This window comes from Vibrio sp. 1078-1 (genome assembly GCF_033340475.1).
The window spans coordinates 1-551 of sequence record NZ_JAWOWM010000741.1; the positions used below are offsets into that span (position 1 = coordinate 1).

Sequence of the window (551 nt, forward strand, 5' to 3'; positions counted from 1 at the left end):
CCCCCGTTGTACCCTTTCAAGATAACATCGAACGCTTCGCTAAATTCTTTTACCGCTTGGCTGTGAACCGAAGTTTCCAGATCCAATGCGGGAAGAAAAATTAATAATTCTTCAATCGCCTTTTGAGCTTCGACCTCTAGCTGTCTCCTTTTTCGATTTCGTTCCCAACGGGCGTAATCTTCTTGGGTATACGTCAATTCAGCTTGACGCTCTCGACGTTGGCGGGCTGCTCGCTCTCTAACTGTTTCTTCTCGAGCTTGTGGTTTTCTTAATGATTCTTCTTCATGGAGTGGCTTATAGCCTCCGCCAGAAGAGCTCAAAGGTTTTTTCTTTCGATCTAAAAAATTGTGTGGCATCCGTTCACCTAACCTCAATTAACGTGATGACATCATAACAACTCTTAAAGGTGCGTAATATTGGTCATATGTTAAATAGGCAACTTCACTATCAAAAACACCATTTAGAAGCCCCTCAAACGCTCTGTAAGCCATTTTCAGCATCAAACCTACCCACGGGTACACAAAACCACTCGGAAAGTTTATGACGCATTT

The 551-nt window shown here is 43.0% G+C and carries 1 pseudogene; it reads right to left on the reverse strand.

Features of this window, described 5'->3' with window-relative positions:
* Nucleotides 1-356: pseudogene (locus R7190_RS29815) on the reverse strand (hypothetical protein); the annotation flags it as partial.
* Between the last annotated feature and the right edge of the window lie 195 nt (nt 357-551).